Source organism: Ardenticatenales bacterium, assembly GCA_020634515.1.
Taxonomy (GTDB): domain Bacteria; phylum Chloroflexota; class Anaerolineae; order Promineifilales; family Promineifilaceae; genus JAGVTM01.
The window spans coordinates 659,894-686,703 of record JACKBL010000002.1; the positions used below are offsets into that span (position 1 = coordinate 659,894).

General features: G+C 56.5%; 21 protein-coding genes. 12 read left to right on the plus strand and 9 right to left on the minus strand.

Going from position 1 to position 26,810, the window contains the following annotated elements:
- Positions 1-99: 99 nt before the first annotated feature.
- From H6650_07295 to H6650_07350, 12 genes are all read left to right on the plus strand, one after another.
- Positions 100-939: a YhfC family intramembrane metalloprotease gene (locus tag H6650_07295; protein ID MCB8951800.1), complete on the plus strand. Its 840-nt coding sequence runs from the start codon at positions 100-102 to the stop codon at positions 937-939.
- A 32-nt stretch (positions 940-971) separates the two neighbouring features.
- Positions 972-1,880: an ABC transporter ATP-binding protein gene (locus H6650_07300; GenBank protein ID MCB8951801.1), complete on the plus strand. Its 909-nt coding sequence runs from the start codon at positions 972-974 to the stop codon at positions 1,878-1,880.
- 108 nt (positions 1,881-1,988) lie between these two features.
- Positions 1,989-2,777, plus strand: a complete 789-nt coding sequence (locus H6650_07305) for an ABC transporter permease subunit (GenBank protein ID MCB8951802.1) — start codon at positions 1,989-1,991, stop codon at positions 2,775-2,777.
- Between the two features lie 259 nt (positions 2,778-3,036).
- A complete protein-coding gene (gene rpsB, locus H6650_07310; protein MCB8951803.1) occupies positions 3,037-3,900 on the plus strand; it encodes a 30S ribosomal protein S2 in 864 nt (287 codons plus the stop codon).
- A 214-nt stretch (positions 3,901-4,114) separates the two neighbouring features.
- Entirely contained in the window at positions 4,115-4,714 is a 600-nt protein-coding gene (gene tsf / locus H6650_07315; protein MCB8951804.1) for a translation elongation factor Ts, read from the plus strand.
- Between the two features lie 113 nt (positions 4,715-4,827).
- Positions 4,828-5,544 carry a UMP kinase gene (locus H6650_07320; protein ID MCB8951805.1) on the plus strand — a complete coding sequence of 239 codons (717 nt, stop codon included), beginning with the start codon at positions 4,828-4,830 and terminating at the stop codon, positions 5,542-5,544.
- A gap of 140 nt (positions 5,545-5,684) precedes the next feature.
- The gene (gene frr, locus H6650_07325; GenBank protein ID MCB8951806.1) at positions 5,685-6,242 is read left to right on the plus strand and encodes a ribosome recycling factor; all 558 of its coding nucleotides are present in this window, start codon (positions 5,685-5,687) and stop codon (positions 6,240-6,242) included.
- 18 nt (positions 6,243-6,260) lie between these two features.
- On the plus strand, positions 6,261-7,058 hold the full coding sequence (locus H6650_07330) for a phosphatidate cytidylyltransferase (protein MCB8951807.1): 798 nt from the start codon (positions 6,261-6,263) through the stop codon (positions 7,056-7,058).
- A gap of 95 nt (positions 7,059-7,153) precedes the next feature.
- The gene (gene fbp, locus H6650_07335; GenBank protein ID MCB8951808.1) at positions 7,154-8,176 is read left to right on the plus strand and encodes a class 1 fructose-bisphosphatase; all 1,023 of its coding nucleotides are present in this window, start codon (positions 7,154-7,156) and stop codon (positions 8,174-8,176) included.
- A gap of 1,243 nt (positions 8,177-9,419) precedes the next feature.
- Positions 9,420-10,700, plus strand: a complete 1,281-nt coding sequence (gene rho / locus H6650_07340; protein ID MCB8951809.1) for a transcription termination factor Rho — start codon at positions 9,420-9,422, stop codon at positions 10,698-10,700.
- Positions 10,701-11,185: 485 nt separating this feature from the next.
- A complete protein-coding gene (locus tag H6650_07345; GenBank protein ID MCB8951810.1) occupies positions 11,186-12,277 on the plus strand; it encodes a peptidoglycan DD-metalloendopeptidase family protein in 1,092 nt (363 codons plus the stop codon).
- A 263-nt stretch (positions 12,278-12,540) separates the two neighbouring features.
- Positions 12,541-13,941: a hypothetical protein gene (locus tag H6650_07350; GenBank protein ID MCB8951811.1), complete on the plus strand. Its 1,401-nt coding sequence runs from the start codon at positions 12,541-12,543 to the stop codon at positions 13,939-13,941.
- Between the two features lie 60 nt (positions 13,942-14,001).
- On the opposite strand, the gene H6650_07355 is transcribed toward H6650_07350, so the two are convergent.
- From H6650_07355 to H6650_07395, 9 genes are all read right to left on the minus strand, one after another.
- A complete protein-coding gene (locus H6650_07355; protein ID MCB8951812.1) occupies positions 14,002-14,862 on the minus strand; it encodes a xanthine dehydrogenase family protein subunit M in 861 nt (286 codons plus the stop codon).
- A complete protein-coding gene (locus H6650_07360) occupies positions 14,862-17,225 on the minus strand; it encodes a xanthine dehydrogenase family protein molybdopterin-binding subunit (GenBank protein MCB8951813.1) in 2,364 nt (787 codons plus the stop codon). The genes H6650_07355 and H6650_07360 overlap by 1 nt, the downstream gene beginning before the upstream one ends.
- Positions 17,225-17,695, minus strand: a complete 471-nt coding sequence (locus H6650_07365; protein MCB8951814.1) for a (2Fe-2S)-binding protein — start codon at positions 17,693-17,695, stop codon at positions 17,225-17,227. Before H6650_07365 ends, H6650_07360 begins: the two co-directional genes overlap by 1 nt.
- Positions 17,696-18,132: 437 nt before the next feature.
- The gene (locus H6650_07370; protein ID MCB8951815.1) at positions 18,133-18,861 is read right to left on the minus strand and encodes a carbon monoxide dehydrogenase subunit G; all 729 of its coding nucleotides are present in this window, start codon (positions 18,859-18,861) and stop codon (positions 18,133-18,135) included.
- Positions 18,862-19,806: 945 nt separating this feature from the next.
- Positions 19,807-20,892 carry an IS91 family transposase gene (locus tag H6650_07375; GenBank protein ID MCB8951816.1) on the minus strand — a complete coding sequence of 362 codons (1,086 nt, stop codon included), beginning with the start codon at positions 20,890-20,892 and terminating at the stop codon, positions 19,807-19,809.
- Positions 20,886-21,764 carry a site-specific integrase gene (locus H6650_07380; GenBank protein MCB8951817.1) on the minus strand — a complete coding sequence of 293 codons (879 nt, stop codon included), beginning with the start codon at positions 21,762-21,764 and terminating at the stop codon, positions 20,886-20,888. The genes H6650_07375 and H6650_07380 overlap by 7 nt, the downstream gene beginning before the upstream one ends.
- A 1,681-nt stretch (positions 21,765-23,445) precedes the next feature.
- A complete protein-coding gene (locus tag H6650_07385; protein ID MCB8951818.1) occupies positions 23,446-23,970 on the minus strand; it encodes a hypothetical protein in 525 nt (174 codons plus the stop codon).
- 848 nt (positions 23,971-24,818) lie between these two features.
- Positions 24,819-25,904, minus strand: a complete 1,086-nt coding sequence (locus H6650_07390; GenBank protein ID MCB8951819.1) for an IS91 family transposase — start codon at positions 25,902-25,904, stop codon at positions 24,819-24,821.
- Positions 25,898-26,776 carry a site-specific integrase gene (locus H6650_07395; protein ID MCB8951820.1) on the minus strand — a complete coding sequence of 293 codons (879 nt, stop codon included), beginning with the start codon at positions 26,774-26,776 and terminating at the stop codon, positions 25,898-25,900. Before H6650_07395 ends, H6650_07390 begins: the two co-directional genes overlap by 7 nt.
- Positions 26,777-26,810 lie beyond the last annotated feature (34 nt).

The following is a 26,810-nucleotide window of genomic DNA, read 5'->3' on the forward strand; positions in this document are numbered from 1 at the left end:
CAAGCGGTACAATGGCAATGCCGCAATAGTAATGGCTCTTGCGGCGGCAACCAATGGTACTTGTGTATTTGTCCGCCCTGTTTTTTGGTTGGCAAGACCATGATTCATTTCCTATTTTTGCTGCTCAACGCACTCATCATGATGGCGCTTCCATTTGTGCTCGGCCACTTTCTGAGCCAGAGGCTGCGTTTCGACTGGGGGCTGTTTGGCGTGGGCGCGATCACGTTCATCTTGTCGCAGGTGGGGCACATTCCCTTTAACCAGTTTGTGTTTGCGCGTGTGCCGGCATTGTCGGCAAATCTGATCTTGTTGGCGTTGTTTGGGGGACTGTCCGCCGGCGTTTTTGAAGAAGTTGCCCGTTATCTCATGTACCGTTTCTGGGTGCGGGACGCGCGCGACGGCCCCAGCGCCCTCATCCTCGGCCTGGGGCATGGCGGCATTGAGTCCTTCCTCCTTGGATTACTTGTCGGCATCAACGGCTACTTCCTCTTTCTGGTTCACCAGGGAGGGACAACCGTACTCGTGCCGGAGGCGCAAATGCCGGCATTGCAGCAAGCCACCGCCACCCTCCTCCAATCCCCGCCCTACCTCCTCCTCCTCGGAGCCATCGAACGTCTTTTCGCCATCGCGCTGCACATCTCCCTTTCACTCATCGTCCTGCAAACCTTCACCCGCCGCCAGGGGCGCTGGCTCCTTCTCGCCATTGGCCTACACGCCTTGTTTGATGCTGCCGCCGTCTACGCCGCCACCACCTGGAGCGCCATCGTCGCCGAACTGATCATTGGCCTCATGGCCGCGCTCCTTCTCGCATTTGCCTGGCGGCTCCGCCATACCGGACCCGCGCCGGCGGCGGAGGAACCTTTGCCCAACCTGTCGCCGGCGCCGATCCGTCCCGTGGAATTGTCCGCCGACAGGCTGGATGATTCCCGCTATCAATAAAGCCGTATCCCGGTTACCTGGAATTGACCCTCATGATTCATACCGAAAATCTGACAAAGAAGTTTGACGAGTTCGTAGCTGTGGATCGCCTGTCGCTGGACGTGGCCGAGGGGGAGGTTTTTGGCTTTTTGGGGCCAAATGGCGCGGGCAAGACGACGACCGTGCGCATGTTGACCAGTTTGATTGGCCCAACTGCCGGCAGCGGCACCGTCCTCAACTACCGCATCGGCCAGGATGATCAAGAAATCCGGCGGCATGTCGGCATCCTCACCGAATCCCCCGGCCATTATGATCGCCTCAGCGCCTACCGCAACATGGCCATCTTCGCCAGCCTCTACGAAGTACAGGACGTAGCCGGGCAGGTGGAGAAATACTTGCGCTTGCTTGGCCTCTGGGCGCGCCGCGACGATGCCGTGGGAACCTTCAGCAAGGGGATGCGGCAAAAACTGGCGATTGCCCGCAGCTTGCTGCACGAGCCGCGCATCCTCTTCCTCGACGAGCCGACGTCTGGCCTCGACCCGGAAATGGCAAAGCTGGTGCGCGATTTTATCGCCGAACTGCGGCAGGAGGGGCGCACTATCTTCATGTGCACCCACAACTTGGATGAAGCCGAGCGATTGTGTGATCGCGTGGCGGTGTTTAATACCCATCTGCGGGTGGTGGACACGCCGACCCGTTTGCGCCAGCAGTTGTACGGGCGGCAGGTGGTCTTTCACCTGGCCGGAACTGCCGCCGACTTCGCCCCTACGCTGGCGGAATTGCCTTATTTGAAGCGCGTGCAGGCCGTGGATAACAAGCTGGTTGTGGCCCTGGACGAGCCGGAAGCGCATAATCCTGAGTTGATCCGCCTGTTGGTGAATGCCGGCGCCGATTTGCAGTTTGTCGGCGAACTGCGGCACTCGCTGGAGGATGTTTATCTGCAATTGGTGAAGGATAGCTGAGGCGATAATGCCGGCATCCGCTTTTCCGATAGATTCAAATTCCAAGAACGATCCCATCTTGGGGAGAACCAAATCCTGGACGCGGCGTCTGCCTGTTGAGAAAAACACATGAACAAGATCAAAACCATCATCCTCAAGGAATGGGCCGAAGTATTTAAGCAGCGACTGGTCCTCTTCACCGTCATCTTCATCCCCCTCCTGTTCACCGGGATGGCCCTGGGCATCATCCTGGCAACCGGCGATACCGTCGTCGATGCCGCGTCCATGCAGGATTTCCCCGGAGACGTGGCCGCGACGATATGCGCGGGCGTGGCGGAAAAGGACTGCTTCTCCGTCTACCTGGCGACGCAGTTCATGTTCATGTTCATGATGATTCCCGTGATCATTCCCGTAACCATTGCCGCCTACAGCATCGTCGGCGAGAAGACGACGCGCAGCCTGGAGCCGCTGCTGGCGACGCCCATCACCACGGGAGAACTGTTGGCGGGTAAGGCGTTGGCGGCGATTTTGCCGGCAGTGGCCGCCACGTGGTTGGGATTTATCATTTTTCTTGTGGGCATGTTCATCAAAGGCGGGACCAGCCTGTTTACCAGTCTGACGCAACCGCTGTGGCTGGTGGCAATCCTGGCGGTGGGGCCGCTGCTGGCTCTACTGTCCGTGGCTTCGGCGCTGATGGTGTCCTCGCGGGTGAGCGATCCGCGGGTGGCGGAGCAGTTGTCGGCGGTGGTGGTGGTCCCGCTGGTGCTGCTGGCCTTTGGGCAGATGGCCGGCCTGATCATTCTAGATCGGAATATGGTGCTGTTGATTGCCGGCATTCTCCTCATCCTCGACGCCGCCGCCATCTACGTTGCCGTGCGTATTTTCCAGCGCGAAACCATTCTGACAAAATGGAAATAACCGTCGCAAACACCGGATCCGCCGTCGCGCCTTCGCGTTTCCGTTTGCGCAAAACGTCACATTCGCTATAATCCACACGCTGTTTACGCGCCCGATTTGGTAGACCTACACATGGGCGCGCATCCCGCCCCTTTTGTTTTTCCATCAAACACACGTTTGGACCGGCTGGGTGTGCTGAACCGTGCGCAAGAAGCGCACGCTTGAGTTCCAGCCCGGATTGAAGAACGTGGAAGCACAAAACACAACTGAAGGAGTTACCATGCGAGTCGTTTCAATGAAAGCCTTGCTGGAGACGGGCGTGCATTTTGGTCATCGCACCCGTCGTTGGCATCCCCATATGAAGCCGTACATCTTTACCGAGCGCAACGGCATTCACATCCTTGACCTGCAACAAACCCTCTACATGATTGAAGAAGCTTACAGCCTGGTGCGCGATACCGTGGCGGAGGGCGGCTCCGTCCTGTTCGTGGGAACCAAGCGTCAGGCGCAGGACACCGTCGCCAAGGAAGCGGAACGCGCTCACCAGCCCTACGTTAACCAGCGCTGGCTCGGCGGAACCCTGACCAACTGGCAGACGATCCGCCAGCGTATCAAGTACCTGGAGAAGCTGGAAAAGCGGCGGGACGAGGGCGAATTTGACCTGTTGAAGAAGAAAGAACGCCTGACCCTGGAGCGGGAAATCGAAAAGCTCAATACCCGCCTCGGTGGTATCCGCACGATGGACCGCCTCCCTGACTTGCTTTTTGTTGTAGACATCAGCAACGAAGAAACCGCCGTACGCGAGGCCAACATCCTGCAAATCCCCATCATTGCCATGGTGGATACCAACTGCGACCCCGATCCGATTGATTTTGTCATTCCGTCTAACGACGATGCGATTCGCGCCATCAAGCTCATTTGCGGTAAGATGGCGGATGCGGCGCTCGAAGGGATGTCGCTGCGAAAAGAGTCCATGGACGAAGCTGTGGGCGAATTCGAAGAGTACGACTACGAGGACGATGATCGCCTGCATGAGGCCACGGATGAAGACCTGCTGGGTCGCTCGACACTGGCGAAGATCCGTGAGACGGAAGAGCCGTCCGACGATGAAGACAATGAAGACGAGTACAACGACGAGGACTAGAGCCTGTCATTGAGATGCGCGTAAGGGCAGACGTTCGTGTCTGCCCTTTTGCCGCGTATACGTCGCGGTATCGGTAAAAACCCACTGTATACGAACAAAAGCAAATTTGCGGGCGGTCGCGTAATACGCGGCGGCCTGATGTGTCTGGGTGATTATGGCCGAATTATCCCGGAGACAGATTGCCTCGTAGCCGAGGAAACAGGAGATATGACGCATGAAGATTACGACCGATATGATCAGAGAGCTGCGCCAGGTAACGGGCGCGGGTGTGCTGGAAGCCAAGAAGATTCTGACGGAAACGAACGGCGATTTTGAGAAAGCCGTGGATGCGCTGCGCGAAAAGGGGCTGGCGAAGGCCGCCAAACGCTCCGCGCGTGACGCGAATGAAGGGGTGATTGAACTGTATGCGCATCCGGGGAACCGGGTTGGCGTTATTTTGGAGCTGAATTGTGAGACAGATTTCGTGGGACGTAATGAGCAGTTCCGCGAACTGGCGCACGATCTGGCGCTGCACATCGCGGCGATGTCCCCAAGCTACGTGAATATTGAAGATGTGCCGGCAGCCGAGCTGGAGCGCGAGATGAGTGTGCTGCGCGCGCAAGCCTTGAGTGAAGGCAAGCCGGAGGCGGTGGCGGAAAAGATCATCGCCGGCCGTATGAACAAATTCTATGAAGACACCTGTCTCATGGAACAGCCTTTCGTGAAGGATGACAAGGTCAAGATTAAGGACATGATCACGGATGCCATTCGCGTGATGGGTGAAAACATCATGGTGCGCCGTTTCTCGCGTTATGAACTTGGCGAGGGGCTGTAAAGGATTGGTAACCGGAAGAGGGGCAGCGTCAAAACTGCCCCTTTTTGCTATCACGTCCCCGTCGCGGTGATGCCGGCATCACCCCATAAGAGACAATGATGGAGTCAAGTTTGATGCCAGAGATCAAATACAGACGCATTCTGCTGAAGTTGGGGGGCGAAGCAATGGCCGGACCCGATGGGTTCGGCATTGACCCCATGCGCGCGGCGGAAGTTGCCGCGATAATCAAGAGCGTTTATGATTTAGGCGTGCAAGTCGCTGTCGTCATTGGCGCGGGCAACTTGTGGCGTGGTTCGGTCGGAATGCGTTTTGGCATGGAGCAGAGTACAGCCGACCACATGGGTATGATTGCCACCGTCATGAATGCGCTGGCCTTGCAAGATGCGCTGGAGCGCACGGGCATTGTCACCCGCGTGCAAACAGCGATTGAAATGCGTGCCGTAGCGGAACCGTACATCCGGCTGCGCGCGATGCGCCACCTGGACAAAGGTCGAGTCGTGATCATCGGCGGCGGCACGGGGAATCCATACTTCACCACGGACACGGCGGGCGCACTGCGCGCCATGGAAATTGGCGCGGATGTGCTGGTCAAGGCCACGAAGGTGGATGCGGTGTATGACAAAGACCCACATACCTACCCGGATGCGCGCCGTTTTCATCATTTGTCTTACATCGATTTTCTCAACCAGCGTTTGCGCGTGATGGATGGAACGGCTATTTCTCTTTGCATGGAGCACAACCTGCCGATTGTCGTGCTCAACTTGTGGGACGAGGGCAGCGTGGAAAAACTGATCAGAGGAGAAGTCGTCGGCACGACTATTTCCAATTAACAAACAGGGACCGCGCGCGCCGCTTCTGGCCGCTGCCCACTATTTTTATTGTTGTTTTTTTCGCGTTTTTCCGCGTCATTTTTGAACGCGGGGTGCGAGTTAGAAATTCGCCCGACAAGGTGTTTTCGAAGGAGGCTCTGATGATTCTTGAACTTCTACAGGACGCGGAAGAACGAATGAAGGGTGCTATTAAATCTCTGGAGGATGATCTGGCTTCTTATCGCACCGGACGCGCCTCCCCGCATTTGTTGGACCGTCTGATGGTTGAGGTTTATGGCATGGAAATGCCCCTCAACCAGCTCGCGTTGGTTTCCGTGCCTGAGCCGCAGCAATTGGGCATTCGTCCTTTCGATGCCCGTACGTTGTCAGCCATCGAACGCGCCATTTTCAAGTCCGATCTGGGTTTGACGCCCAACAATGATGGCAAAATCATTCGGCTGAACATTCCCATGTTGACGGAAGAGCGCCGGCGGCAATTAACGCGGCTGGTAGGGGGGCGGGTCGAGGACGCCAAGGTGGCGGTGCGGAATGTGCGACGCGACGTGCTGAATGATTTCCGCGACTTGAAAAACGAATCGGATATCACCGAGGATGAATTCTTCAGGGCGCAGGATCAACTGGATGAACTGACGAAGAAGTTCGTGGAAAAGATTGATCAACTGGGACGAGCCAAAAACGCTGAAATTATGGAAGTCTAGTCGCGTTCCCTCTCCGTTATGTTCTGGCAGCGATTACTTGTAACACTCGCGCTTGGTCCGCTGGCTCTCTACCTGGTCTACCTGGGGGGCTGGTTCTATTTTCTGCCGCTGCTGCTTATGCTGCTGCTGGCAACGGTTGAGTATTGCCATTTGTTGCAGCATTTGGGTTGGAAGCCGCTGGTGTGGTTGTTGCTGCCGGCAAATCTCCTCTTCTTCGTTGATGGTCAATGGCCGGACCTGGGGCTGCTGAACGTGGCGTTTGCCATCACCCTGTTTGCCACGATGCTGTATGGTCTCTGGTTGTATGAGGGCCGGCATAGTGAGACAGCAGCGGCGGATTGGTTGACGATGAATGCCGGCATTCTTATCGTCGGCTGGCTTGGCAGTCACTTCTTTCGCCTGCGCAACGTGCTCACGCAGCCCTGGCAATGGACCGCATTGGCCCTGGTTGCCATCTGGGTCGCCGATTCCGCCGCTTATGCTTTTGGCAAACGCTTTGGACGGCGCAAACTCGCCCCTCGCCTCAGCCCTAACAAGACCGTCGAAGGGTACATCAGTGGCATCATTGCCGGCACGGCCCTGTCCGTCATCGCCGCCTCCCTACTGCATCTCCCTGTTGGCCTGGCCGGCCTCTTCGGCCTGCTCACCTGCACATTCAGCCCCGCGGGCGACCTGGCAATCTCTCTCCTAAAAAGGCAGGCCGGCGTCAAGGATTCCGGCAATTTGCTTCCGGGGCATGGCGGCGCGCTGGACCGCGTGGACAGCCTGCTCTGGTCCGTGACAATTGCTTACTACTTTGTCATATTTCTCGCTTGAAGGAATCGCTCGTTATCTTGCATCCGGCGCGCCGCACCTCGTGCCCGTCCATCTATCCCACTTCCCACTGTTCACGCTTTTCCCAGGAGCTGCGCATGTCCAAAATTGTGACAATTGAACGTTTCGTCTACGATAACCAGCCTACTCATGCGCGTGGCGAATTCACCAACCTGTTGTACGACATCGCCCTCGCCGCCAAAGTGATTGCCCACAAAACCAATCGCGCCGGTCTTACGGATATTCTCGGGCGGGCGGGCGCCGTCAACATTCAAGGTGAAGAACAGCAGAAACTGGACGTCTACGCTGACGACATCATTTTTCGCCTGTGCGACCATACCGGGCGCTTGTGCGTCATGGCCTCGGAGGAGCAAGAAGATATCCTGGAGATTCCCCCACAGTTTCAGAAAGGTTCGTACGTCCTCATCTACGACCCCCTTGACGGCTCCTCCAACATTGACGTTAATGTGAGTATTGGCACGATCTTCGCTATCTATCGTTGCCTCGATTGGGCCAACCGCGGGCGTCTGGAAGACTGTTTGCAGCCAGGGCGCAAGCTCGTCGCGGCGGGGTATGTGCTCTATGGCTCCAGCACCATGCTGGTCTACAGTACGGGACACGGCGTCCACGGATTTACGCTCGATCCGGAGTTGGGTGAGTTTCTCCTTTCACACGAAAACATGACTTTGCCCAACCCGCCCAGGTTCTACAGCGTCAACCATGCGTACTATCGCCACTGGACGCCCGGTGTGCAAAAATATGTGCGCTGGCTGCAAGGTGTGGAACCGGACGCGCCCCCATCGCCTGCCCTGTCTGAACGATACATTGGCTCCATGGTTGCGGATTTCCACCGGAACCTCCTGCGCGGCGGCGTTTTCCTTTATCCGGCGGAGGCGCAGAAGCCGCAGGGGAAGATCCGCTTGTTATATGAAGCCGCTCCCTTGAGCTACCTGGCGGAGCAGGCAGGCGGATATGGCTCCACAGGATGCGGGCCGATTCTCGACGTTGTTCCTACGGCTTTGCACCAGCGGACGCCGCTTTTCATTGGCAATCGTGCTCTCGTGGAACAGGCCGAAGCATTTATCGCCGCGGAAATGGCGCCCGTCAAGGGGGCCGTCTGAAACGACTTTCTCGATGTCCTGGAGCCGGGAAGCAGAGCGGCACGAATATCATTCGGTTGACCGGGCGGCGAACGGTCATTATGTCGGAGAAGGGGAATGGTTGATGCCGGCATCATACAGTACAGCTACCGACGCGCAACTATTCACGACCACCTTCCCGGAAGTTGTATTGAGGCGAAATGACTTCAATGAGACGTATTTGGCCGGAAAGCGAGCTTCTGGGAAGGTTTGTGGGGGCATATCCCCTGAGGCTGAACAGCCCACCGACGAAAGACTTTGACGAGACCAGGCAGGCGTGTTATACTTCAGGCTGCCTGGTAATTCTCGCAAACGCACTTTTCCCTTGACCTCAGCAACCAACCAATTTTCTTCCCACAAGTCGGCATTACTTGGCTCCCCAACGTTTACTTCAAGATTCAACGATTGCTATTCCAGTATGCTGGCTTTGTCCGTTTGCGATCCGAAGGTGGGGGTTTGTTCGGATTTCTTCTTTCGAGTCAACCTGATGGCAGCGTAATTCATGCCAGAGACTCCGCCTGATTTAGGCGGTGATTCAGCCTATTAAATCACCCAGGTTCTGTCGGGCTGCTGCACCAAGTAAACGACCCGCTAACGCTGTTACACGCTTCGCAGTCCGCTTCCTGCTGACCCCGCTCCGAGGAAGACGCCTCTTGCGAACTGGTTTTCAGCACACAGCGCGCCATTCTGAGCCATGTTGGCTCCGGCGTCGCCTCTTTTTTGATTAGTTGGCAGCAGTCGCTTCCCTGTAAACAGGAGATAGCGGAATTAGCGTGGCAAGGGTACTCTGTTCGTAACTGCTGACGTTGCCATTCCGTAGTTCTTTGCATCGTCACTCCTAAGCCAGATTGGCCCCATTTTCTCTGGTGAAATGGGTCCAATCTCCAGAGAGCGTTAGTAGTTACCTCTGTTCATGAATTGATGGAGAAGCGCACGCTGACTTGTTTTACTGTTCTGCCGGTAAGTGTCAGTATTGGCAGATAGGCTTCCCCGCTTACCAGAAGGCCAGGAAAGTAGGGAAATGTCTTTGATAGTCACTCAGGCCAGGGGCGGCAAAGTGGGCCAGTCTCCCGTTGCGCGTGGTGGCAAAACCCTGAATCTGATAAGAAATGAATAATGACAATCGGCATGATTTGTGCCGGCATTTCGTGGTTGGCCTCCGCGCGCGCCGCCTGGTGTGCATCGCCCCAACCATAGACTTTCACGTGGAGATTGATAAACAATGATGGACATTGTGCAACTTGAGGCCAAGAAAGTTGGCGAACTACGTAACATCGCCCGCGAACTGACCGTTAACGGCTTCAGTACGATGAAAAAACAGCGCCTCGTCTACGAGATATTGCGCGCACAGGCTAAAGCACAGGGGCTTGATTTCCGCGGCGGCGTGTTGGAAATCATCGAAGATGACAAACAACCCATTGGCTTCCTGCGCACCAACCCCAATTACACCGCCGGCCCTGACGACATCTACGTTTCCAATTCCCAGATTCGTCGCCTCGGCCTGCGTACTGGCGACATGGTGATCGGCCAGGTACGGATTCCCAAAGAGAACGAAAAGTACCACAGCCTCTTGCGCGTCGAGTCCGTAAACGCCAGTAACCCGGAAGAAGCCAAACGCCGTCCCCACTACGAGGACCTCACCCCCATCTTCCCTCTGGAAAAATTGAAGCTGGAAACCCTGCCGAACGTTCTTTCCACCCGGATGCTCGATCTTGTCGCACCCATCGGTCGAGGACAGCGCGGTCTCATCGTTTCTCCGCCCAAAGCAGGCAAGACGACCGTACTCAAAGAAATCGCCAACGGCATTTCCGAGAACTACACCGACATCTATCTCCTCGTCGCCCTTATCGGTGAGCGTCCCGAGGAAGTGACCGACATGGAGCGTTCCGTCGAAGGCGAAGTAGTCAGCTCAACCTTCGATGAACCCGTGAAGAGCCACTGCCGCGTTGCTGAGATGGCTCTGGAGCGCGCCCGCCGCCTGGTGGAATCCGGCAAAGATGTGGTCATACTGCTGGACTCTATCACCCGCCTCGCCCGTGCCTATAACCTCACAGTGCCTCCCAGCGGGCGCACGCTCTCCGGCGGTCTGGACCCCACGGCCCTCTACCCGCCCAAGCGCTTCTTTGGCGCTGCCCGCAACCTGGAAGAAGGTGGCAGCCTCACCATCATCGGCACCTGCCTGGTGGACACCGGTAGCCGCATGGACGACGTGATCTACGAGGAATTCAAGGGCACGGGCAACATGGAACTGGTCCTGAGCCGCCGCCTGCAAGAGCGTCGCATCTTCCCCGCCTACGATATTGAACGTTCCAGCACCCGCCGCGAGGAACTGTTGCTCTCGGGGGATGAGTTGCAGCGCGTCTACACGATGCGGCGTATGTTGGCGCACCTTATGGACACGCCTGGCTACGACATCAGCAGCGCCACAGGGGCCGTGTTGCAACGGATGCGCGAAACTCGCAACAATTACGAGTTCCTGGAAAACCTGACCAAAGATATGATGTAACCCTATTCGACGTCAAGGGGACATGTACTGGAACCTCCCCGGAAGCTCAATGCAAAACGGCTTCCGGAAAGGTGCGGTAGAATGAGCCTGAACGCAGCCTTTTGGCTGTTTCACGGTGGTCTGTCGCCCGGCAGGCCGTGTATTGATGGTGTCTCTCGCCGCGCGGCGGGAGGCCCCTATCTTTCCCTTCTCAAGTCTGGCGAAATCCACCCATCGTGATCGGCGTCGAGGCTTTAGCCGGGTCAAAGCCCCCCCGTGGGCCGACTGAAGCCCCTACTCCCAAAACGCCGCTGCCCTGTTCCCTTTCTCCTTCCCCGTTGGCGCAAAATCCGCTTGTTTGTGCACGCAGCATGGCCGGCGCGCGTCAGGCGTCAGGCGTGGATACGCCGGTTCATGAGGGGCGGCTTGGAAAAGTCGCCCCGGTCAGCGACCCTGTTTTTGTCCCTGGTGGTCTTTATGATACGATCTGGTAGAGGCAAAACGTTATGAATAAAGGTACAAACGGTTTCTGGCAGCGTTATGGCGGGCACCTGGTGCTGTTCGTAGTGGCTCTGCTTGTATTTGTGTGGGCGCGAACCAGCGCGGCCAAAACACTGTTTGATTTTGGCTGGAATAGTGAGCCGGCAGCGGAGCAGGTATCGGAGCAAAGCGTGCCGGATACCGCGCTGCCGTCCGCCACAATCACGCCGCTGGACGATGACATGGTCGTGGACATGGACCAACTGCCCATTATGAACAATACGGGTCTCTCGCCCGAACTCAATCCGATTACTTTTGCCGGCAAAAAACCCACCGTTACCTACGAAACATACACCGTTAAGCAGTACGACACGCCAAATGGCATTGCCCAGAAGTTTGGCATCAACGCGGAAACCTTATTGGGTGGCAACCCCCAACTAAGTCAGGAAGCCAGCCTGCTCCAGGTAGGCATGGAACTAAAAATCCTGCCAATCGACGGCGTTCTTCATGATGTGCAGGCAGGTGATACGGTCGAAACCGTGGCCGCCAAGTACAGCGTCTCCGTGGACGACATTATTAACTATGCGCCCAACAACCTGGAATTCCCCTACCGCCTTTACCCCGATACGCAAATCATGGTTCCCGGCGCGGTGCGTGAGGTGTTTGTCTGGAATCCACCCACCATTTCTACTTCGACATCTTCCAGCAGCGGAAACGGCTTTGGTATTAAGCCCCTGGTTGTCGGCACAGGCACATTTGTCTGGCCGGTAAATGGGCGGCGCATCACCCAGTACTACTGGTACGGGCATCGCGGCATTGATGTTGCCCTGGCGCAAGGCTCGCCCGTTTTTGCGTCCGATACGGGTACGGTGGTTTGGGCAGATTGGAACATTCACTGCTATGGCAACCTGATCGTCGTTGATCACGGCAATGGCTTTGTCACGTTCTATGCTCACCTTAGCGCTATCAACGTCTATCCCGGACAGATTGTGACCCAGGGGCAGGTGATGGGCGCGGTGGGCACGACGGGTTGCTCCTCCGGTCCCCATTTGCACTTTGAGATTCGTCTGAACGGCGTGCAGCAAGACCCGTTTTGGGCCGGCTATCTCTCGAATTAGCCCCTGTTTTCCCTGCTTCAACCTGCATTGAGCAAAGCCGAACGGTTCAGCCTGATCTGCGTAAAGCCCCACCGCGTTCTTGGGGATGGTTGTGCTGCGCTCGTGGCGCGCCAATTCGTCAGGCATGGCAACCTGTGGCACAATGGAATAGCTTTTCGCGGCCAGGTTTTGCCCAAAATCAGCTTCGGATCACCCCGCAAGCAAGACACCGTGGCCTAATTCCATTTCATGCCTGTTGCGCCCGTCACCCAGAGGCCGTTGCCATGTTAGCCGTCATCTCTGATTTGCATATGGAAGAAGAGGCCAGCAATCACGTTGATGCTGACCCCAATTTGCCCCCTATCCATTTTTCCCGCAATCTCTCGCCCAAAGCGTATCGCAAGGTCTTCGCGGATCTGGCGAACGAGGCGCGGCGGAATGAGGCGCAGGTGCTGCGCCTGGTGTTGGCGGGGGACATTTTTGAACTGCATCGCACGGGGGTGTGGTTTTGGGAGAACCCGCTGCGGACGCGCCCTTATGTGAGTGTGCGGGAGGTGGATGAGTCGTTGGAGCGCGTGTTGTTGGCGATACTTGCCGGCATTCTCGCTGAACCCGAAAACGGCAAATCACTGGAAGTCATCCGCCTGCTGGCGCAGGGGCAATACTGGGACGAAGGCGAGTTGCGCCCATTTCCCGTCCCCGTGGAACTGCACTACCTGCCCGGAAACCACGACCGCCTCGCCAACAGCACGCCCGCCGTGCGCCGCCAGGTGCGGCAAATGCTTGGCCTGCCGGCCACGCCCGAACCCTTTCCTCACGTTCTTTACTTTCCCGAAGAACAGACGTTGGTGCGCCACGGGCAGGAATATGACCACTACAACTTCGCCACCGATCTGCGTCAGCGGGAAACCGTGCCCACTTATTTACCCCCAAACGCCTATGGCGAAGCCCCATTTGGCGACTTCATCACCGTAGACGTGGCCTCAGCACTACCCTTTCTCATTCGCTCCAAGTTTGGCGACGGCGGCGTGCAAGCCGACCCCGTGCTGCGGGCGGTCTATGAGCGTTCGATTGCCTTTGACGATTTGCGCCCACAGCAGGCGATGCTGCAATACTTGTTGCACATGCCGGAGAAGAATATCACGCCTGCCGCTGTCTGGTCCGTAATCGACAAAGTCATTGATGACTTGCTCGAGGGGATTTACGACGACCCATTCCTGCGAGAGTGGATGCGGCGCATGAACCAGACGTTGCGGCCTGACTTACTGGATGCGGTGGAGATCGTTTTGGGGTTGCGGGTGTGGCGGTGGACAAACATTCCTTTGCCACTGGTGCAGTTTCTTTCGCGCAAGGCGGCTGTAGGGTCGGGGGATTCTCACCCGGAGCAGTTTGCGGCGCGGGAAGAGATGATTCAGCACGGAGAAGCCCGCTACGTGATTGCCGGGCACACGCATCATCCCAAGATTGAGCTGCTGCGGCACGACCAGTTGGGCGAGCGGTATTATATTGATACGGGGACTTGGCGGAATCGCGTGCCGGCAAATCCCGATTACACCGCGTTCGGCAGCCTGAAAACACTCACCTATGTGGTCGTCTATGGGGCGGAGGAGGACCGGGGCGGCATGGCCCTGGGCGCGAAAATGTCCTCCGTGGACATCTGGTCCGGCTTCACGCAGCGCTGGTGAAAGACAAAAGTGATTGGTCCAGTCTCAAAGACTGGACCAATCTGGATGCTATCCGCAAATTTATCCCGCTCGTTCCGCGGCCTTTGTCAAGGCGCGCTTCACGAACACGGGAGCCATCTCATAGCGATAAGCAGCGCTGGCGTGGATATCGCCCAGCAACTCTTCCAGATTCAGATCATTTTGTACGGCCTGAGCGGCGGCGGCAATGGTTTCCGCGTTCAACGGCTGGCCGACGAGGGCGGCTTCCACGGACGCAGCGCGGGTGGCGCAAGGCGTAAGCCCGCCGACGGCGACGCTGGCCGCGGTGCATGTGCCATTTTCCACCATGACCACGGCGGCGGCCCCGACCATGGCGTAGCGGGAGGCGGGATTAAACAGCTTCGCATAGCCAGAACCCGTGCCGGCATGTTCCGCGCCTATCTCCACCGCCGTCAACACCTCTCCGTCCGCCAGGTCCGTTGCGAACAAGTCCACGAAGAAATCATCCGCCTCCACCACCCGCTGCCCTTGCGCGCCGGCGATGTGGAAGCGGGCGTGTAACGCCGTAAACACCGTGGGCAGGTCGGACGCGGGATCGGCGTGGGCCACATTGCCGCCGACCGTGCCGCGATTGCGCACCTGCGGATCGCCAATTCCACCGGCAGCCTCCGTGAGGACGGCAGGCAGCCCTTCCGCGGCCGCCACCATGGCGTGCGTGGTGAGCGCGCCAATCAGAATACGGTTGCCTTCGTGGCGAATACCTTTGATCCCCGGCAGACGCCCGATGTCAATCAGGGCCGTGGGTTGCGCCAGACGCAGCTTCATAGTCGGCAGTAGGCTGTGACCGCCCGCCAGCAGTTTGGCGTCCTCGTTTTGGCTCAACAGCGTAATTGCTTCCGCTACGGAATGGGCGCGGTGATAGTCAAACTTGGGTGGATACATCAGTCACCTCCTCCATTACTGGCGTGCATGGCACGATATACTTTTTCGGCAGTATAAGGCATTTCCAGGTGGCGAGTGCCGTAGGGCTTGAGCGCATCCATCACGGCGTTGGCGATCACGGCAGTGCCGGCAATCGTGCCCATCTCACCCGCGCCTTTCACGCCCAGCGGATTGTGGGGCGAGGGCGTCTCCACCCGATCTACCTCAATCGTGGGGAAGCCATCGGCGCGCGGCATGGTGTAGTCCAGCAGCGAGCCGCTGAGAAGCTGGCCCGATTCATTGTAATAACCATGTTCCCACAACGCCTGTCCCACGCCCTGCACAATGCCGCCCACGATTTGCCCGCGCACAATGAGCGGGTTAATCACCTTGCCCACGTCGTCCACGGCATAGTAGCGCAGCACCTTCACCTCGCCCGTTTCCTTGTCAATCTCCACCATGGCGATGTGCGCGCTGTTGGGGAAGGTGAAGTTGGCCGGATCGTAGAAGGATGTTTCCTCCAGGCCCGGTTCCAGTCCTGCCGGCAAATTGTGAGCCGTATACGCCGCAAAAGAAACCTCGCCCACTGCCAGCGCCTTGTCCGGGGAGCCTTGTACGTACAACTTCCCGTCCGCCCGGTCGTAGACAATATCCTCCTCCGCCGCCTCCAACTGATGCGCGGCGATCTTCTTCATCTTCGCCCGCAGCTTCTCTGCGCTACGCACCAGCGCGCTGCCGCCGACGGACGCGCTGCGGCTGCCATACGTGCCCATGCCAAACGGCACGCTGGCCGTGTCTCCGTGGACGATTTCCACGTCGGCCACATTCACGCCCAACTCGTCCGCCACGATCTGCGCGAAGGTCGTTTCATGCCCCTGTCCATGCGTGTGTGAACCGGTGAAGACGGAGACTTTGCCCGTGGGATGGATGCGTACCTTGCCGCTTTCCCAGAAGCCCACGGCGGACCCCAGCGAACCGGCGACCGCCGACGGCGCGGGACCGCTGGCCTCAATGCAGCCGGCAATGCCCACGCCGACGACGCGCCCTGCCGCGCGCGCCGCTGCCTGCTCCGCGCGCAGATTATCGTAGTCCGCCATGCCCACCACTTTGTCGAACAGGCGGTGGTAATCGCCGCTGTCGTAGAGGAAGGCCACGGGCGTCTGGTACGGGAACGCTTCCGTGGGGATGAAGTTTTTGCGCCGAATCGCCAGCGGATCCATGCCCACCGCATCCGCGCACAGGTCCACCAGACGCTCAATGAGGTAGCTGGCTTCCGGGCGACCGGCGCCGCGGTAGGCGTCCACGGGAACAGTATTCGTCATGGTGCCCCACATTTCGCCATAGACGCCGCGCAGCTTGTACAGACCGGAGAGCAGCGTAATGTACAGCGCCGTGGGGATCAGCGGGGCAAAGGTGGAGATGTATGCGCCTTGATTGGACCACGTTCTTACGTAGACGCCGGTGAGTGTGCCATCGTTCATCACGCCCATGCGGCAGTTGGTGACGTGATCGCGCCCTTGCGAGTCGGTCATCATGGCTTCGGTGCGCGTACTCACCCATTTCACCGGGCGGTTAATGGCCCGCGCCACCCACGGCGTGATGATTTCTTCGGGATAATGGAAGATTTTGCTGCCAAATCCGCCGCCCACGTCCGGGGAGATGACGCGCAGCTTGTTTTCCGGGATGCCCAGGGTGAAGGCGCTGAGGAGCAGGCGGATGGGATGCGGGTTCTGGCTGGTCGTCCAGACCGTCATCTCCTCCATGGCCGCGTTCCACTGCGCGGCGCAGGCGCGAGGTTCCATGGCGTTGGGGATGAGGCGCTGGTTGACCAGGTCCAGTTCGATCACATGGTCTGATTCCGCCAGGGCCTGTTCCGTTTCTTCTTTGTTGCCTAAGGCCCAGGTGTAGCTGATGTTGTTCGGCAGGTCGTCGTGGACCAGCGGCGCACCATCCAACGTGGTTCCGCGCGCGTCCACGACGGCATCCAGCGGTTCATATTCCACTTCAATCAGGTCCAGGGCGTCATGGGCGGTGTAAACGTCTTCCGCCACCACAGCGACCACGCCGTCTCCCACGTGTCGTACCTTGTCAACCGTGAGTGGGTAGCGCGTAGGAACCTTGATGTCGGGGACGTTCCAACCGCAGGGCATGGCCCCGACGCCGCCGTCCAGCAGGTCTTGCCCGACATAAACGGCAATCACGCCGGGCAGCGCTTTGGCCGCGGCTGTGTTGATGCTCAGGATACGGGCGTGTCCATACGGGCTGCGCTTGATAGCCAGGTAGGCGGCATTAGGAAGATTTAAGTTGGCGACGTATTTGCCTTGACCCTGGATGAAGCGTGGGTCTTCGACGCGCTTCATGCTTTTACCGATATAGTTGCCCATTAGTCACCTCCTGCCATAATGCCAGCGGCGGACTGGATCGCCTTTACGATGTTTTCGTAGCCCGTGCAGCGGCAGATGTTGCCTTCCAGGCCGTGGCGGATGTCGGCTTCGGTGAGATTGGGGTTGTTTTCCACCAACTTGACGGCGGCCATGATCATACCGGGCGTGCAGTAGCCGCACTGGAGGCCGTGGTTATCCCAGAATGCCTGCTGCATCGGATGCAGTTGACCATCTTGCGCCAGGCCTTCAATCGTAGTGATGTTGGCCCCATCCGCCTGCACGGCAAGGACGGTGCAGGCTTTCACGGCCATGCCATCCATGTGGACGGTGCAGGCTCCACATTGGCTGGTGTCGCAGCCGATGTTTGTTCCGGTGAAGGAAAGATGGTCGCGCAGGAAGTCAACGAGTAGTAAGCGCGGCTCCACGTCCCGTGTGTAGGTTTTCCCATTGACGGTTACGGATATGTTCATAGTGACATACTCCTTCGAAAATAGTGGTCAGTGGATAGTTGACAGTCATTAGAAGCACCATCCCCCAGTTATCGTCAAGAAATCGTAACGGCTAGGCCAGATTGGACCAATTTTCTCCGGTGAAAACGGGCATTGAGTACGTGAAATGGGTCCAATCTCCAGAGAGCGTCACTAGTTACCAGAAATCCGCGAAATCTGTGATTGTGTTCTTGCATGATGACGCGCCGCGGCTCATCGTGTCTCCTTCAGGAACGGCTGCCGATTGGGGATTGTGAGTGGGTGGTGCATTCCGTGCAAGGGGATTTCGGGAAGGTTGGGACAACGATGGATCGTTGGGCTTGTTTGGGTCTGTTCACCTCCTTTTTCGTGGAAGGTTGGAGGGCCATGGGACGTGTTGAGGGTTTGTGCTGCGTGGTTGGGGAGCGGCGATGCCGGCATTAACCCTGCCGCTTCATCTCCTCCACAATGTGGCGCGCCAGTTTCCGCGCCCACCAATTGACGACCAGGTTAAACACCAGATACACGCCTGCCAGGCCAACCAGGCCGAAGAGTATCCGCTGGCTTTTATCTTCCGGGAGCAGGTCTTGGGCCACTTCTCTGGCGACGCCGAGGGCGAACGCTCTTTGCGAAGGCGGTGGCAGGGGGGCCGCCGCCGGTAGGGGGGGAGGGGCGGCGGGAGCGGGGCCGATCGTTTCGACTTGAGGTTCCGCCGGTTGTGGTTGTAGGCGCGCCTGCACTTGCGCGTCCAGGTTTTGCAGGCTCTGGCGCGTTATGGCTCTGGCCGAGCTGTCCATCAACCGCTGGCCGACGCTGGCGATGCGCCCGCTAACCTGGGCGACTCCGTTGTAGAACATGACCGTGCCTGCGTCGGTTTCCTCCAGGCGCACTTCTCCGCTGCCATCAACTATTCCTTGCGGCCCCTTGCCTTTGATTTTCATATGGTAAATTTCCGGCGCGTTGAGGTGGGAAAGTTCCACGACGCCTTGAAAGACGCCTTGCACGGGGCCTACTTTCAGCTTCATTTCCCCTTCGAAGACGTTTTCGCCGACGCGCTCCAGGCGTTCGCAGCCGGGCATAATTGCAGCGAGGATGACGGGGTCGAGGAACATGTCCCAGACGAGGGTGCGGGGGGCGTTGGCAAAAGTGTAGTTGCCTTCTAGGTTCACGGAGTTACTCCCTTTTGATTTGATGATGGACCGGGCGCACCCACGATGGGGGTGGGGGCGTCGTGGGTGGCAAGAAACGACAACGCCAGCGCGGGCGACGCTGGCGTTCAGGTGTTGATAGGGATGTGGTGGGCAGGAATGCCGGCATTTTGGCATACCGGGCAACAATCAACAAGCACTTGTGCTTTGAGCATGGATTCTTTGTCAGTGGTATTGGCGTGGGTCTGGTAGGAATGACCAGAAATGGGCAGACGATTTGGCACAAACTATACAATTGAATGCCGCGAATGGCAAATGTGGGTGGTGTTTGCCGTGGCCGTGGGGGGAGTCATCTTATGTGGTGGAGGGGAAAATGCCGGCACGTTTCCACAACAGCATCCCCCCCGCCTACACGGGAGCGCGAGACCGTTACGGTGCAGCCGTATCCAGGGCTTTACAGAACGGCGGGCAGACTAGTACTATAATGACCCCCAGAAACTAGACCACAAGCTAAGGTGGATAGAGGTATCATTTCATTAGCTTGTGGAGGCAACAAATGACACAAAAACGTAAACAGTACAACGAATAAGGATTCATACGGCGCGTTCAAAAGGAGCCTTCAAGAACCAGCCAGTAAGCCGCCGTATGATGGGCATTCTCCGAATGCCTCAGTTGAACTAAGCCGGTGGGGAGAGCGCAAGTCGGTGGTCTATTTGGCGTTTGATTTAAACGGTAACCGTGAGGAAACGACCCGGTTCACCCTGAAGAACTGCGACAAGTATAATGGGGAAGGGAGATGTAGGCAAAAAAGTTGCGCTGTGCGTGTGCATAAGACAAGTGCGGGTACTGTTTTAGAGCTTGTCGCCTTCTTTTGGACTGCCATCTGTCACAAAATGGGCAGGGGGCAACGGATGCTGTTCGCTAGCACATCTAAGAACAAGGTCAACAGAAGCCAGTATGACCCGATTAGGGCGGTTGCCAGGGACGAGGGGGCACTCTTTTGAGCAACTGCATTTGCTGTCCACAAGTAGGACAGGATGGCGGCTCTGATGTGACGGTATCCGGCGCGGCTGTGGCCCGGTGCGGGTCCGTTGTGGCCTCATCCATCTGTTGTCTGATCGCCGTCAAGTAATGACGGTTGCAGGACGCAAACAGGCCATAGTAGCGCACTTTGACAAAGCCTTTGGGCAAAACGTGCTGTAGAAAGCGGTGGATGAACTGCTCTGCTGACAGTTGGCACGTTTGCCAACGACCGGTGTCCGTTTCCCGGTAGCGAAAAGTGACCTGACCCTCAACCAACTTGATGATGCGCCGGTTACTGATAGCCACACGAAAGATATAGGGAGCCAGATAGCGCAAGGCGGCGCGACCATCGCCGACCGGTTTGCAGTGTACAACCCAATCGTCTGTCCACGTCTCAGTGGGAACAGCGCCAAATAAGTCACTTCCCCGTAGCGCATCACGGAACCTGGCGCGAAAGATAGGGGACAGTGCCTTGACGGGGACAAAGAAGTTGTGCTTGCCCGGCAACCAACTCTGGTTGGCACTGTCCCAGCCGCCAGAAGGAACGAGAAAATGAACGTGGGGATGGTAGCTTAAGTTGCGTCCCCAAGTATGGAGAACCCCAACCATGCCGATTTTGCCGCCGACAAAGCGCGGGTCTTGCGCCAATATTTGGGTGGCTGCCGCCGCACTGCGAAAGAGAAGGTCATAGAGCAAACGTTGGTTACCGCGGGCCAGCGGGCGCAGTGCGGCGGGCAGGGTGAAGGTGAGCAAGAAGGTGGGCACAGGCAAGAGCAGGGCTTGTTGCATTTCCAGCCATTGCTGCCCCGTCTGGTGTTGGCATTGGGGACAATGTCTGTTGCGGCAGGAGTGATAACGATAGTAGTCATCGTGGCAGTCAGGACAGCGATAAACGTGTCCCCCCAAAACCTGCGTGCGGCACTGCTCAATGGCCCGCATGGCTTGCCAATGGGAGGGCAACATCTTTGCGCCATATTTTTCACGGTAGGCAGGTCCATGCTGCCGCAGGATGTCAGCCAATGTTACCATGGCCCCTCCGGCAACGGCGTAAACACTTCGCCCATCAGTTGGTTGATGACGACGCCTGCTCGTTCCGCGGCCGGGCGGGTCAGATGCAGATAACGCGCGGTGGTCTGCAGCGAGCGGTGGCCCAGCCACTGCTGAATCAGACGCAGATTGATGCCGCCGTCCAACAGGTGGGTAGCCCAGGAATGACGCAGGGTATGCACCGTGGCCGGCTTCTGAATGCCACTTGCTTGTAACGCCGCCTTGAAGGCCCGCTGCACGCTGCTGTCGCCCACAGGCTTTGTCGCATCGGCAGCGTTACGCGCCGGAAACATCAAAATGGGGTGACGGTGGCTTGACCAGTGGCGGCGCAGCAGCGCCAGTGTCGGCTGCGGCAAAGGGACGCCACGGTCTTTGTTTCCTTTCCCCTGGCGGACCCAGAGCGTCATCCTGGCGCTGTCGACGTCCTCCACCCGCAGGTGAGTACCTTCTTGCAGACGCAGGCCACAAGCGTAGAGCGTACTCAGACAGGCCCGGTACTGCGGCAGGCGAACGTGATTGAGGATGGCGCTGACTTCCTCCTGACTGAGAATGACTGGCAGCTTCTGCTCTTTGGCTGGTCGCATCAGGTCGAAGACGCCCCACTCTCGTTGTAGCGTCCGCTGATAGAAAAACTTGAGTCCACAGAGGGCAATCGTGCAAGCGCTGCGGGAGGCTTTCTTTTCGTTTTTCAGATAGAGGAAGTAGGCCCGTATTTCCTCCTCGTCTATCTGGTCGGGCGATTTGTGGTAATATTCCGCCAACTGACGCACGGCGCGTAGATACGCTTCTTGCGTCTTGACGGCCAGGCCACGCAATTGCATGTCGGCCAACATGCGTTGTCGTAAAACGGTCATGAGTCTATCTCCTTTAGTTGTTAAGGGGTTAACGAGCTATAGGAGATAGTACTCTTTCTAATTCAATTGCAAAACGTTACATTGGGGGGGGAATACTGGCTCGACCGGCTACCTGCGCGGAGCGCTTAGTTCAACGCCACCGTAAGCTGCGCTGGAGCGGGTGACCAACGCCTTTGCCATTCACCAAGTCGCAAGCTGTCCAAGGCATCGCGCCAGCGTCAGCTGCATGGGTTGTTAGGACTTCTTTTTCTGAGCAATAATTTCCAACGCCTTTGCTAAAAGCGACTACCAGTGACTAGGTCTTTTTTAATATTATGGCTCAATCCTTCTTAGGGAAAATTCGATACTTACAATATCATCTGGATCAATACCATCAAATTTGTCCCTGCTCATCAAATCCTTTTTATTAGAGGTTTAGCATCTATCTCGACTGCTAATTCACGACCTTGTTTAAGTAATTAAAATCTTTATGTACATTTCCGGCCAACTATATATGCAAGATTATGCATTGTCACCGCAGCCTGGTAACGATTGTTAACTTTCAGGAAGCTTCAAGTTCTTTTTCATATAATATTGATTGGTCTAACGCGTGACTTCCGGGGAGGAGGCTCATAACGCCATAGGCGCTTACCTGTTTGCAGGTCGAAACAATCCGTATATTTTCCAGAAACAACGAGTTGTTCTGGTGAAAAAGCAGCGCAAATAACACCCAATTCCAGACTTTGAAGTTCAATACTGACCTCACTCAATTCTAAATCACGAATCTCAGATTGGTGCTTGTAAAGAAAGACTTTCGGCCCGTAAGAACTTTCAAAGGCCCCAGAGATTACAATCGATATTTTTGTAGCGTCCGACCATCCTGAAGGTCTACAACATGACAGGGTTTATCTCCAAAACAGCAATAGATATAATCATGATTGGGGAAGCATGTATTCTTTGGACTTTTGTAAGATCCTTTCTTTTCCACGTAACTTGCCCTGTATATGTGTTATAGCTTTGTACTCCATAACGGTGGTAGAAAAGCCCTACACAAATGCCCTTCTCTACTAAGAGCAAGCCTGGGTTTCCACCAAAATCTAGTACCGTGTTAAAATCTTAATCTGTTGTCCGGTATGCATATCCCAAATAGCGACTGTCTTTTCAAACAAAGCAGTAGCCACATAGAATTTGTTAGTCGCCACGGACAGGTGTCTTATTTTAGAATCATTTTGTTTCATCATTACACCGTCTGGTTTATTTGCTGGCAAAACTAAGGGAGGTAAATATCAAATCCGTATTCCTCAGACAGGTCTTTGGCAAAATTTAGCACTTGTTCCATCGTCGGGTTGGTGTGGTCTACAAAGAATTTTTTCCCATCTATCTTGGTAGGCACGGGCCCAACTTTGGTGATCGCCTTTTGCACCCACGTGCCAAATATGGGGTTATGAATACACTGTTCTCACCAATAAACCCGGCTTTTCAAATCTATTGGCGAACTTGTTGGGCAAGATATGATGCGCTTCAAAATCAAATCCATTGGTGGGCATGAAACCATCTTTCTCATGAAACGAGATAGGTTTTTCGGAAATTGCCATAGGTCAGGTTGCGGAAGGTGGGATTATCACCAGTCGCACGGACTGTAAGAACTCATCGCCATATCTGGCGGCAAAGCGCCCCAAGTTATCGCCCCACGAAGCAGGAATTAAGGGCAGCATCCCCAAACCGTCATACCATTGAGAGGCCATCGCTTGCGGCAATTGCCCAGTCGGCTGGTTCCCAGAGCATACCTGCGGCCGTTTCTGCCGTCCTCGGAAAAATGCTTCCGCTCTGGCGGCATTGGCACGTTGCTGATCAACATCCCACGGCCCAGCGTAATTGGCCTTATGAACTGCCCCTGTACCGGGTCATAGGTTTCTTGTGGACAGTACATGTAACAGGGAATATGGCCTGTTGGGTCGGACAGTGTGACGGGATTGTTATAGACATAACTGTAACGATTCCAGGCTTGCGGGTTGGCAGGATTGGGTACAAACCGGGTCAGGGCTGACAAAAAAACTGCCGATGGCACGTAGTAACGGCCGTTCATATAAATCAACCCCAACTCAGCATCATGCGGTGTCCGCCGAACCCCGATCTGTGATTTGACCACCAGAGGAGGTGGTATTTGCTGCGCTGCTGGTGTAGCTAATATTTGCCTGAGAATTAACATCTGAAGCAATGCTTTCATTTGCGTATGCGATTGTTTCAGCTTGTGGAGCAGGGTATGCTTCTGTGTTTGCTGCACTCGATGAGTTTTCACCCATCGTTGAGCGCACAGAAACGAAAGCGAGTAAGAGTGTAAGAATACCAATGACTGCCAGGATTCGGTTCGATACTTGTTCAGTTGACAGGTGTTTTTTGTCCTCCGATTCTGGCACATTTTCCCACTGGCTCTGTAACCTCGATGATTCCTTTTTACTATTTTGCTCACTGTGAACTCCTCCATGATGTTTTGATTGTGGCCTTACGCTGTGGCATCAGGCCGTCTAACGAATAAGGATTCATACGGCGCGTCAGAAGAAGTCTGTAAGAACCAGCCAGTAAGCCGCCATATGAATCCTGTTGAACTAATGGCCGGTTGGAGGAGCGAGTCGATTATCTATTTGGCGTTTGAGCTAGCCAGTGGCAACGATGAAACGGCTCGATTTACCCTAACGAATAAGGATTCATACGGCGCGTCCAAAAGGAGCCTTCAAGAACCAGCCAGTAAGCCGCCGTATGATGGGCATTCTCCGAATGCCTCAGTTGAACTAAGCCGGTGAGGGGAGCGAGTCGGTGGTCTATTTGGCGTTTGATTTAAACGGTAAACGTGAGGAAGCGACCCGGTTCACCCTGAAGAACTGCGACAAGTATAATGGGGAAGGGAGACAGGGGCAAAAAAGCGACGCAGTGGGGGTGTATTAGACATGTGTGGTCCTGTTTCGGAGATTATCATCCTCTTTTGGACAGCTACCTGTCACAGAATGGGCAGGGGGCAACGGATGCTGTTCGCTAGCACATCTAAGAACAAGGTCAACAGAAGCCAGTATGACCCGATTAGGGCGGTTGCCAGGGACGAGGGGGCACTCTTTTGAGCAACTGCATTTGCCGTCCACAAGTAGGACAGGATGGCGGCTCTGATGTGACGGTATCCGGTGCGGCTGTGGCCCGGTGCGGGTCCGTTGTGGCCTCATCCATCTGTTGTCTGATCGCCGTCAAGTAATGACGGTTGCAGGACGCAAACAGGCCATAATAGCGTACTTTGACAAAGCCTTTGGGCAAAACGTGCTGTAGAAAGCGGTGGATGAACTGCTCTGCTGACAGTTGGCACGTTTGCCAACGACCGGTGTCCGTTTCCCGGTAGCGAAAAGTGACCTGACCCTCAACCAACTTGATGATGCGGCGGTTGCTGATAGCCACGCGAAAGATGTAAGGGGCCAGATAGCGCAAGGCGGCGCGACCATCGCCGACCGGTTTGCAGTGTACAACCCAATCGTCTGTCCACGTCTCAGTGGGAACAGCGCCAAATAAGTCGCTTCCCCGTAGCGCATCACGGAACCTGGCGCGAAAGATAGGGGACAGTGCCTTGACGGGGACAAAGAAGTTGTGCTTGCCCGGCAACCAACTCTGGTTGGCACTGTCCCAGCCGCCAGAAGGAACGAGAAAATGAACGTGGGGATGGTAGCTTAAGTTGCGTCCCCAAGTATGGAGAACCCCAACCATGCCGATTTTGCCGCCGACAAAGCGCGGGTCTTGCGCCAATATTTGGGTGGCTGCCGCCGCACTGCGAAAGAGAAGGTCATAGAGCAAACGTTGGTTACCGCGGGCCAGCGGGCGCAGTGCGGCGGGCAGGGTGAAGGTGAGCAAGAAGGTGGGCACAGGCAAGAGCAGGGCTTGTTGCATTTCCAGCCATTGCTGCCCCGTCTGGTGTTGGCATTGGGGACAATGTCTGTTGCGGCAGGAGTGATAACGGTAGTCATCGTGGGCACAGTCAGGACAGCGATAAACGTGTCCCCCCAAAACCTGCGTGCGGCACTGCTCAATGGCGCGCATGGCTTGCCAATGGGAGGGCAACATCTTTGCGCCATATTTTTCACGGTAGGCAGGTCCATGCTGCCGCAGGATGTCGGCCAACGTCACCATGGCTCCTCCTGCATCGGTGCGAACACTGCATCCATCAGTTGGTTGATGACGACGCCTGCTCGTTCCGCGGCCGGGCGGGTCAGATGCAGATAACGCGCGGTGGTCTGCAGCGAGCGGTGGCCCAGCCACTGCTGAATCAGACGCAGATTGATGCCGCCGTCCAACAGGTGGGTAGCCCAGGAATGGCGCAGGGTATGCACCGTGGCCGGCTTCTGAATGCCACTTGCTTGTAACGCCGCCTTGAAGGCCCGCTGCACGCTGCTGTCGCCCACAGGCTTTGTCGCATCGGCAGCGTTACGCGCCGGAAACATCAAAATGGGGTGACGGTGGCTTGACCAGTGGCGGCGCAGCAGCGCCAGTGTTAGTTGCGGCAAAGGGACGCCACGGTCTTTGTTTCCTTTCCCCTGGCGGACCCAGAGCGTCATCCTGGCGCTGTCGACGTCCTCCACCCGCAGGTGAGTACCTTCTTGCAGACGCAGGCCACAAGCGTAGAGCGTACTCAGACAGGCCCGGTACTGCGGCAGGCGAACGTGATTGAGGATGGCGCTGACTTCCTCCTGACTGAGAATGACTGGCAGCTTCTGCTCTTTGGCTGGTCGCACCAGGTCGAAGACGCCCCACTCTCGTTGTAGCGTCCGCTGATAGAAAAACTTGAGTCCACAGAGGGCAATCGTGCAAGCGCTGCGGGAGGCTTTCTTTTCGTTTTTCAGATAGAGGAAGTAGGCCCGTATTTCCTCCTCGTCTATCTGGTCGGGCGATTTGTGGTAATATTCCGCCAACTGACGCACGGCGCGTAGATACGCTTCTTGCGTCTTGACGGCCAGACCACGCAATTGCATGTCGGCCAACATGCGTTGTCGTAAAACGGTCATGAGTCTATCTCCTTTAGTTGTTAAGGGGTTAACG

Bases quoted from the DNA above. Each gene is read 5' to 3' on its own strand.
- tsf (MCB8951804.1), top strand. From the start codon at position 4,115: ATGAAGATTACGACCGATATGATCAGAGAGCTGCGCCAGGTAACGGGC.
- fbp (MCB8951808.1), top strand. From the start codon at position 7,154: ATGTCCAAAATTGTGACAATTGAACGTTTCGTCTACGATAACCAGCCT.
- frr (MCB8951806.1), top strand. From the start codon at position 5,685: ATGATTCTTGAACTTCTACAGGACGCGGAAGAACGAATGAAGGGTGCT.
- H6650_07330 (MCB8951807.1), top strand. From the start codon at position 6,261: ATGTTCTGGCAGCGATTACTTGTAACACTCGCGCTTGGTCCGCTGGCT.
- rpsB (MCB8951803.1), top strand. From the start codon at position 3,037: ATGCGAGTCGTTTCAATGAAAGCCTTGCTGGAGACGGGCGTGCATTTT.
- H6650_07375 (MCB8951816.1), bottom strand. From the start codon at position 20,892: ATGGTAACATTGGCTGACATCCTGCGGCAGCATGGACCTGCCTACCGT.
- H6650_07300 (MCB8951801.1), top strand. From the start codon at position 972: ATGATTCATACCGAAAATCTGACAAAGAAGTTTGACGAGTTCGTAGCT.
- H6650_07360 (MCB8951813.1), bottom strand. From the start codon at position 17,225: ATGGGCAACTATATCGGTAAAAGCATGAAGCGCGTCGAAGACCCACGC.
- H6650_07385 (MCB8951818.1), bottom strand. From the start codon at position 23,970: ATGAAAGCATTGCTTCAGATGTTAATTCTCAGGCAAATATTAGCTACA.
- H6650_07380 (MCB8951817.1), bottom strand. From the start codon at position 21,764: ATGACCGTTTTACGACAACGCATGTTGGCCGACATGCAATTGCGTGGC.
- H6650_07355 (MCB8951812.1), bottom strand. From the start codon at position 14,862: ATGTATCCACCCAAGTTTGACTATCACCGCGCCCATTCCGTAGCGGAA.
- H6650_07305 (MCB8951802.1), top strand. From the start codon at position 1,989: ATGAACAAGATCAAAACCATCATCCTCAAGGAATGGGCCGAAGTATTT.
- H6650_07365 (MCB8951814.1), bottom strand. From the start codon at position 17,695: ATGAACATATCCGTAACCGTCAATGGGAAAACCTACACACGGGACGTG.
- H6650_07390 (MCB8951819.1), bottom strand. From the start codon at position 25,904: ATGGTGACGTTGGCCGACATCCTGCGGCAGCATGGACCTGCCTACCGT.
- H6650_07295 (MCB8951800.1), top strand. From the start codon at position 100: ATGATTCATTTCCTATTTTTGCTGCTCAACGCACTCATCATGATGGCG.
- H6650_07395 (MCB8951820.1), bottom strand. From the start codon at position 26,776: ATGACCGTTTTACGACAACGCATGTTGGCCGACATGCAATTGCGTGGT.
- rho (MCB8951809.1), top strand. From the start codon at position 9,420: ATGGACATTGTGCAACTTGAGGCCAAGAAAGTTGGCGAACTACGTAAC.
- H6650_07345 (MCB8951810.1), top strand. From the start codon at position 11,186: ATGAATAAAGGTACAAACGGTTTCTGGCAGCGTTATGGCGGGCACCTG.
- H6650_07350 (MCB8951811.1), top strand. From the start codon at position 12,541: ATGTTAGCCGTCATCTCTGATTTGCATATGGAAGAAGAGGCCAGCAAT.
- H6650_07320 (MCB8951805.1), top strand. From the start codon at position 4,828: ATGCCAGAGATCAAATACAGACGCATTCTGCTGAAGTTGGGGGGCGAA.